General features: G+C 64.1%; 7 protein-coding genes. 5 read left to right on the top strand and 2 right to left on the bottom strand.

Going from position 1 to position 7171, the window contains the following annotated elements; translation table 11 throughout:
* Positions 1 to 20: 20 nt before the first annotated feature.
* The 3 genes from L0G76_RS12665 to L0G76_RS12655 all read left to right on the top strand — a co-directional run bounded on the left by L0G76_RS12665 (position 21) and on the right by L0G76_RS12655 (position 2636).
* Positions 21 to 854 (top strand): helix-turn-helix transcriptional regulator, encoded by an 834-nt coding sequence (locus tag L0G76_RS12665; protein WP_304357549.1) that lies wholly within the window; start codon positions 21 to 23, stop codon positions 852 to 854.
* 128 nt (positions 855 to 982) lie between these two features.
* Positions 983 to 1396: a VOC family protein gene (locus tag L0G76_RS12660; RefSeq protein WP_304357548.1), complete on the top strand. Its 414-nt coding sequence runs from the start codon at positions 983 to 985 to the stop codon at positions 1394 to 1396.
* Between the two features lie 193 nt (positions 1397 to 1589).
* The gene (locus L0G76_RS12655; protein WP_304357547.1) at positions 1590 to 2636 is read left to right on the top strand and encodes an NAD(P)-dependent alcohol dehydrogenase; all 1047 of its coding nucleotides are present in this window, start codon (positions 1590 to 1592) and stop codon (positions 2634 to 2636) included.
* A 26-nt stretch (positions 2637 to 2662) separates the two neighbouring features.
* On the opposite strand, the gene L0G76_RS12650 is transcribed toward L0G76_RS12655, so the two are convergent.
* Positions 2663 to 3265 carry a TetR/AcrR family transcriptional regulator gene (locus tag L0G76_RS12650; protein ID WP_304357546.1) on the bottom strand — a complete coding sequence of 201 codons (603 nt, stop codon included), beginning with the start codon at positions 3263 to 3265 and terminating at the stop codon, positions 2663 to 2665.
* 111 nt (positions 3266 to 3376) lie between these two features.
* Here L0G76_RS12650 and L0G76_RS12645 point away from each other — a divergent pair, with 111 nt between their 5' ends.
* Positions 3377 to 4030: a hypothetical protein gene (locus L0G76_RS12645; RefSeq protein ID WP_304357545.1), complete on the top strand. Its 654-nt coding sequence runs from the start codon at positions 3377 to 3379 to the stop codon at positions 4028 to 4030.
* 9 nt (positions 4031 to 4039) lie between these two features.
* Here L0G76_RS12645 and L0G76_RS12640 read toward each other — a convergent pair whose 3' ends face one another.
* Positions 4040 to 5200, bottom strand: a complete 1161-nt coding sequence (locus tag L0G76_RS12640) for a GAF domain-containing protein (RefSeq protein WP_304357544.1) — start codon at positions 5198 to 5200, stop codon at positions 4040 to 4042.
* Between the two features lie 178 nt (positions 5201 to 5378).
* Here L0G76_RS12640 and L0G76_RS12635 point away from each other — a divergent pair.
* Positions 5379 to 7171: flavin-containing monooxygenase (locus L0G76_RS12635; protein WP_304357543.1), on the top strand; the 1793-nt coding region annotated here is incomplete at its 3' end.

Raw genomic sequence — 7171 nt, 5'->3', positions numbered from 1 at the left:
CGCGGGTCTAAACTGCTGTCATGTCCGAGGTGACCGCCGATGATCTGACTCGCCGCCCGCATCCGCGCCTGCGGCCGTTCCTCGGCGACTACGTCGGCTACGACATCTCCGGCGTCCCCGCGGGGACGCATCTGGGACTTCCCTCGGGTTCACTGACGTTCATCGTTGCGATCGACGAACCGCTGCGCCAGTACGACCGGGACGCCGACTCGACCGATGCGTTCGATGTGCTCCTCGCGGGCCTCCACCTGAGGCCCACACTCATCAAACACAGCGGTGCGATGACCGGCATCCAGATCAACTTCAGTCCGTTGGCCCCGCGTGCGTTTTTCGGTCTCCCGGCGGTCGAGCTCGCCCACCGCACCTACGACCTTGCCGAGCTCGCGCGACCGATCGCCGCGGAGCTGCACGAGCGGGTCAACGAAGCCGCAAGCTGGGCGGCGCGCTTCGACGCCATCGACGAGGTGCTCATCGGCGCCCTCCATGAGGGAGCGCGTCCGAGGGGTGCCGTCGTCGAGTCATGGATCCGGATCGCGCGCAGTCATGGCGGACTTCCGGTGTCCCTGGTGGCCGATGACATCGGGTGGAGCAGGCGGCATCTGACTGCGCAGTTCCAGGCCGAGTTCGGGATCAACCCCAAAGAAGCGGCACGTGTCCTGCGCTTCGATCGAGCGCGAAGAATGATCTCCGCAGGCGACACGTCGATGGCAGACATCGCCGCCACCTGCGGCTATTCCGATCAGTCTCATCTCAATCGCGACTTCCGAGCGCTGACGGGCACCAGTCCGCGGGGGTGGCTGAGCGCCGACGACGTCGTCAGGGCCTCCGTGGGCGACGATTCGGCTCTCGGGTGAACGGTTGCGTTCGACCGCCTCGGCGACAAGATACGTCTGTGCCTCGCTCCGTTCCCATTTGTCCAAGACCTCGGCAGCGGTTGCGGTCCACGATGGAGGCGACAGCAGCAACGAGGAAAGGACTGACAATGTCGAACACCACCGGAGCCAACGTCTGGCCCACCTTCCGCTACCGGGATGCCAAGGCCGCAATCGCCTTCCTGCAGGAAGCGCTGGGCTTCGAAGTCGCGGCCGAATACCCCAACGCCGATGACCCGCAGCGCATCGACCATGCCGAACTGTCGTGGCCCGAAGGCGGGGGAGTCATGCTCGGCTCGGTCCGCGATGACGGGGGCGTGATGACGAAGACCGGTGTTGCCGCCGGGTCCGTCTACCTCGCGGCCTCAGACGTCGAGGAGCTCTACCACCGAGCGATGACGGCGGGCGCGAGAGAGATTATGGGGCTGACCGAACAGGACTACGGATCACTCGACTTCAGCGTCGCCGATCCCGAAGGAGTGCTCTGGTCGATCGGCACCTATCGCGGGGCCCAGGCGGAGTGACCCCTGCTTCGTCACTGAGGGCACTCCTAGCCAGGCCCACTGGACTCATCTGAGCAGGGGGGGTCTTGGTGTGGCGTCTTCGTGCGGTGTCTCTCACCTCACAATATAAGTGGTGACGCATCCGATTCTGACGATTAGTCTGAAATCGGAAGCGGACCTGCCGCTCCTGTGAGACACGAGAGGAGATCACTTGATGAAAGCGATCGTGTTCGAGGACTACAAGACTTTTCCCACGCTCAAAGAGGTTGAACGGCCGACGCCGGGACCAGGCGAAGTTCTGCTGAAAGTCGCGGGAGCCGGTGCCTGCCACTCCGATGTCGCCGTCTACAACGAATTCGAGAAGGGTGGTCCCGGCGCGGTTCCACCTTCATTCGTGCTCGGTCATGAGAATTCCGGCTGGGTCGAAGAGCTCGGGCCAGGAGTCGACGGCTTCACGAAGGGCGACGCCTACCTGGTGTACGGACCTGTCGGATGCGGCCGTTGCCGAGCATGCTCACGTGGTCAGGACACCTACTGTGAGAATGCGGCGACCAATCCGTACCTTGGCATCGGCCTGGGACGTGACGGCGGAATGGCGGAGTACGTGACCGTCCCGGCGCGCAATCTCGTGCCGCTCGGCGATGTCGATCCAGTGGCCGCAGCACCGCTGTCGGATGCCGGACTGACCCCGTACCACGCGATCAAGAACTCGCTGCCCAACCTCGGCGGCGGCGGCCGGTACGCTCTGGTCATCGGTCTCGGCGGCCTCGGTCAGATCGCTGTGCAGATCCTGCGGGCACTCACCGGCGCAACGATCATCGCCACCGACATGAAGGACGAAGCGATGGCAAAGGCCGCCGAGGCGGGTGCTGTCACCGTTGCCGGTGGTGAAGGACAGGTCGAGCGGATCCGGGACATCACCGGAGGCAAGGGCGTTGACGCGGCTTTCGACTTCGTCGGTGTCGGATCGACCGTGGCCGTGGCTGCGGGGTCGATGGCGCGGATGGGTCGATGCACCATCGTCGGTGTCGCCGGCGGTGCCTACGAATGGTCGTTCTTCACGGCACCGTACGAATCGACTCTGACCAACACATACTGGGGAACCATCGAGGAACTCCACGAGGTCGTCGACATGTACCGGGCGGGTCAGATCATTCCGGAGGTCGAACGTTACAGCCTCGACGACGGGCTCGAAGCCTACCGGAAGCTGCAGGCGGGAGAGCTGTCGGGCCGTGCGGTCGTCGTGCCTCACGGCGGCTGATCACTCTGCCCGGGGCGGGGCCCAGGCTAAGAGCTGAGCACGGCATCGACCGACACGTAGAGCGTCTCGGTCTCCAGCTGCGCGAGTGAGTCCTCGCCGGGCAGGGCTCGCTCAAGAGCCAGGCCGTCGAGAACGGTGCCCAGGAACCGCGCCAGCTGAGGGATGCGGCTCGTCTCAGCCAGCGCTCCCTCATCAGCGAGAACGCGCAGCCACTCCTCGACCCTGCGCTGCCCGTCTCGCTGCATGGCCAAATAGGATTCACGGACCTGCTCGGTCTGTTCGACGGCGATGAACGTGGTGGTGACCGTGTTCATCGCCGTCCGTGCTTCGGCCCCGGCCCCGGCCATGGCCAGCACCTGCCGGAGGCATCCGACCAGGCGGTCGCGGGCAGGGATCGCAGAGTTGCGGATGTCGGTTCCCGCCAGCACCCAGTCATAGACGCGGTGCATGACTTCGTCCCGCAGCATCTGCTGGGTCGGGAAGTGGTGACGCAGCGAACCGGTGCTGATTCCCACACGCGAGGCGACTGCTCTGACGCTCAAATTCGCGGTCATGCCTTCTTCGGCGATGATCTCCGCGGCTGCTGCGAGGATCCGCTCACGAGTGCTCTTTCCCTCAGGCGTGCTCATTCGCGCGATCGCCTCCTTCCACTGAAATTTTCCAACACACCGTGTTAGTGTACTTCTGATCCTACCAACACACTGTGTTGGAAATGAGTCGAGTGCCGGGGAGGCGCCCAGATGTTTCAGCAATGGCGACGGCGTCGAGCGGTCAAACGAATAGAGCCTGGGGACGGGCGATGGCTGCCGAGGTTCCGCTGGTGGCAGCTGCTGGGCAGATCCCTGCTTCATCTTGCTCTCATCGACTCGGCAGGGCAGCAGGTGCGGTACGCAGTCGATGTGCGGCAGTGGAAGACCGACGACAACGGCTACATGAAGGTCTTCCTCTACCGCAACGATCGGCAGCACTCGGTCTCGAGGGTCCCGGCGGTGTTCCCGGTGGAGGGTGGGCGCATCGACGTCGCTTCGAGCAATTTCGGGCTGAAGCGATGCCACTTCGTCTCCGACGAAGGAGTTGAGCAGCAGATGCAGCCCGATGCCCGATCCGCTGAAGGCCGCAGGGCCAGCTTGGACGCGCGCCGACCTGTGCTCAGTCGCATCGTAGGTGCGATCTCGGTCGTGATGCTGCTGGTGGGAATTGTTCTGCTGCTCCAGCAGATCGCATTGCCGATCCTGCGGATCCCACCGATTGCCGAGCAGATCGGTCCCGTCGAACCGCTGATCGCTCTGCCCCTGTGGCTGACCATCAGCCTGGGTGTCGCGGCCGCGATCGGCAGCGCAGAAAGGGCTCTGCGTCTGCGCTATCGCTGGTGGCTCGATGCAGCAGGAAACTGACAGGCCGGTTCACTCCAGCGTGGTGCTGACTCCCTCGGCCCACCGGTAGGGACGGGTGGCGAGCAACGCCCCGATCGAGCGCCTCAGTCGCGACACCTCGGCGCGGACCGTGACCAGATGGTCAGCGTCCCCGTACAGAATCTGACTGAGGTCGGAGGCGCTGACGCCCTGGGCCCCCGCCGAGGTGACCGCCCCCACGATCTGTGCGTGCCGGGGCGTGAGCGCAACGATGAGCGGATCCGAATCCGAGAGGATCTCGAGCACCGCCGGGGACTGTGAGAGGCGGAGAACCACGGAGGCTCGACGGTCACCGGATGGTCGCAGCAGCCACCCTCCCGCGATCTTCTCGGGCATGCAGATTCCGGCACCGGGGATGAGGATCGACCGATCGGGTGCGGGTACATCGATCCGGTCTCTGCTCCTGACACCCTGTTCGTAGGCGACCCAGCCTTCGTCGTCGACAACCAGCGCCGGCCCATGGGTGCCCTGCAGCATGGCCGACATCCGATCGCGCAGACTCGTCAGGTGCTCCTGCTGGATGATCATCAGGCGCGCCTCGGCCAGACGAACGGCCGTGGACACCAGAGTCCGCACGGTCGGGTGCAGTGTGAGCGCGGGCCCGCTGATGTCGACGACACCCAGCAGTCGACCGTCGTGGGGGTCGTGGACTGGCACAGCGCTGCAGTACCAGGGATGCTGTGCCGACTCGAAGTGCTCTGCGGAGAACAGCTGCACAGGCGCCTCTTCGGCCAAAGCCGTGCCGATCGCATTCGTGCCGACGACCGACTCCGACCAGTGCGCTCCTTCGACGAAGCCCAGGCCATCGGCCTGCCGACGTGCGGAGTGGGCGCCGTCGCGCCACAGGATGACGCCATCGGCATCGGTGACGACGAGGATGAAGCTCGCGGCATCGGGGGCTCGCAGGAGCACCGATTTCATCTCCTCGACGATCAGACGCAGTTTCGACCGTTGCCGCCTGAACTCGATGTCCGCCTCGGCGGCGACGACCCTGTGATTGCCGCCGCCCGGGTCGAGGCCGAGGCGCAGCATTCGATCCCACGAGCGCTTGACGAGCGCCCGCGGTTGTTCCGGCGGCGAACCGCCGGTGATCACAGCATCGTGAATGCGTGTCAGATCTCTGGCGAGATGCGCCAGATCCGGCTGAGGCATAGGACGAGTATAGGCGTGGTGAACCTCGGTGGCCATGCAACACGGATCACGCGCTCACTCCTGAGTGAGGCACCTCGTGCAACGATCGACGCTGGACCATTGCAACATGATGCAACTCTTCCGTCCCAAGTGGTGCAGGCATAGCTTGGTGTCACACAGCTCAACGAAGAGGAGTGACATGACAACGACAATTGATCGCACCCAGCTCACCGCCGACGACATCGCGACCGAATGGCTGGGGGAGTTTGAATCCGCACTCGGTGCTCGTGACATCACCGCAGCCGTCGGACTGTTCGCCACGACGTGCTATTGGAGGGACCTCGTGGCCTTCACCTGGAACCTCAACACGGTGGAGAACCAGGACGGGGTCGAGGATCTGCTGACCGTGAACCTCGATCGGGTCTCCCCCTCGGGTTTCGAGATCAGCGAACCTGCCACCTCGGCGGATGGAGTCACCGAAGCCTGGTTCACCTTCAGCACCTCGGTGGGTCGCGGCAAAGGTCTGGTTCGTCTCATCGACGAGGACGGCATCAAGGCGTGGACAGTGCTTACGACGCTGCAGGAGCTCAAAGGGTTCGAAGAGCCTCAGGGCACGCGTCGACCCAAGGGTGCCGAACACGGTGTCGATCCCGATCGGAAGTCCTGGTCGGAGAAGCTCGCTGAAGAGGATGCTGCTTGGGGTGAGACGGCTCAGCCCTTCACCCTCGTCGTCGGTGGTGGACAGGGAGGGATCGCGCTTGGTGCTCGCCTGCGGCAGATGGGGGTCCCGGCACTCGTCATCGACCGCTGGAGCCGGCCGGGCGACCAGTGGCGTTCGCGGTACAAGTCGCTGTGCCTGCACGACCCTGTCTGGTACGACCACCTGCCCTACCTCAAGTTCCCCGAGAACTGGCCGGTGTTCGCGCCCAAGGACAAGATCGCGGACTGGTTGGAGTTCTACACCAAGGTGATGGAGATTCCGTACTGGTCATCGACGGCAGCCACCTCGGCGAGATATGACGAGAAGTCGCAGGAGTGGACGGTCGAGGTTGAGCGCAACGGGGAGAAGATCACCCTCAAGCCCACTCATCTGGTCATGGCCACAGGGATGTCCGGCAAGCCGAATATCCCATCGTTCCCGGGTGCGGACATCTTCACGGGCGAGCAGCAGCACTCCTCGCAGCACCCGGGCCCCGATGCCTATGCGGGCAAGAAGGTCGTGGTCATCGGCAGCAACAACTCCGCCTTCGACATCTGCGGCGCACTGTACGAGAACGATGCCGATGTGACGATGGTGCAGCGTTCGAGTACTCACATTGTCAAGAGCGACTCGCTCATGGACATCGGGCTGGGCGACCTCTACTCGGAGAAGGCCCTGGCCAACGGGGTGACCACGGAGAAGGCCGATCTCACGTTCGCCTCGCTGCCGTACCGGATCATGCACGAGTTCCAGATTCCGCTCTACGAGCAGATGAAGGAACGCGATAAGGACTTCTACCAGCGAATGGAGGATGCTGGTTTCGACCTCGACTTCGGTGACGACGACTCTGGAATGTTCCTCAAGTACCTGCGCCGCGGCTCGGGCTATTACATCGATGTCGGCTCCGCAGAGCTCATCGCCGAGGGCAAGGTGAAACTGGCCAAGGGCGAAGTCGACCATCTGAGCGCTGATTCCGTGATCCTCGCAGACGGCACTGAGCTGCCTGCCGACCTCGTCGTCTACGCGACCGGCTACGGCTCCATGAACGGCTGGGTCGCGGACCTCATCGATCAGGAGACCGCTGACAAAGTCGGCAAGTGCTGGGGGCTGGGCTCCGACACCACGAAGGATCCCGGGCCGTGGGAGGGTGAGCAGCGCAATATGTGGAAGCCCACCCAGCAGGAGAACCTGTGGTTCCAGGGCGGCAACCTGCACCAGTCCCGGCACTACTCGCTGTACCTGGCCCTGCAGCTCAAGGCCCGCTACGAGGGACTGGACACTCCGGTGTACGG

The organism is Brevibacterium picturae (genome assembly GCF_030453725.1).
Lineage (GTDB): Bacteria > Actinomycetota > Actinomycetes > Actinomycetales > Brevibacteriaceae > Brevibacterium > Brevibacterium sandarakinum_A.
This window is presented reverse-complemented; position numbering and strand designations above follow the sequence as displayed.

Coding starts and splice junctions, on each gene's coding strand:
- L0G76_RS12665 (WP_304357549.1), top strand. CDS start 21: ATGTCCGAGGTGACCGCCGATGATCTGACTCGCCGCCCGCATCCGCGC.
- L0G76_RS12640 (WP_304357544.1), bottom strand. CDS start 5,200: ATGCCTCAGCCGGATCTGGCGCATCTCGCCAGAGATCTGACACGCATT.
- L0G76_RS12660 (WP_304357548.1), top strand. CDS start 983: ATGTCGAACACCACCGGAGCCAACGTCTGGCCCACCTTCCGCTACCGG.
- L0G76_RS12655 (WP_304357547.1), top strand. CDS start 1,590: ATGAAAGCGATCGTGTTCGAGGACTACAAGACTTTTCCCACGCTCAAA.
- L0G76_RS12650 (WP_304357546.1), bottom strand. CDS start 3,265: ATGAGCACGCCTGAGGGAAAGAGCACTCGTGAGCGGATCCTCGCAGCA.
- L0G76_RS12645 (WP_304357545.1), top strand. CDS start 3,377: ATGTTTCAGCAATGGCGACGGCGTCGAGCGGTCAAACGAATAGAGCCT.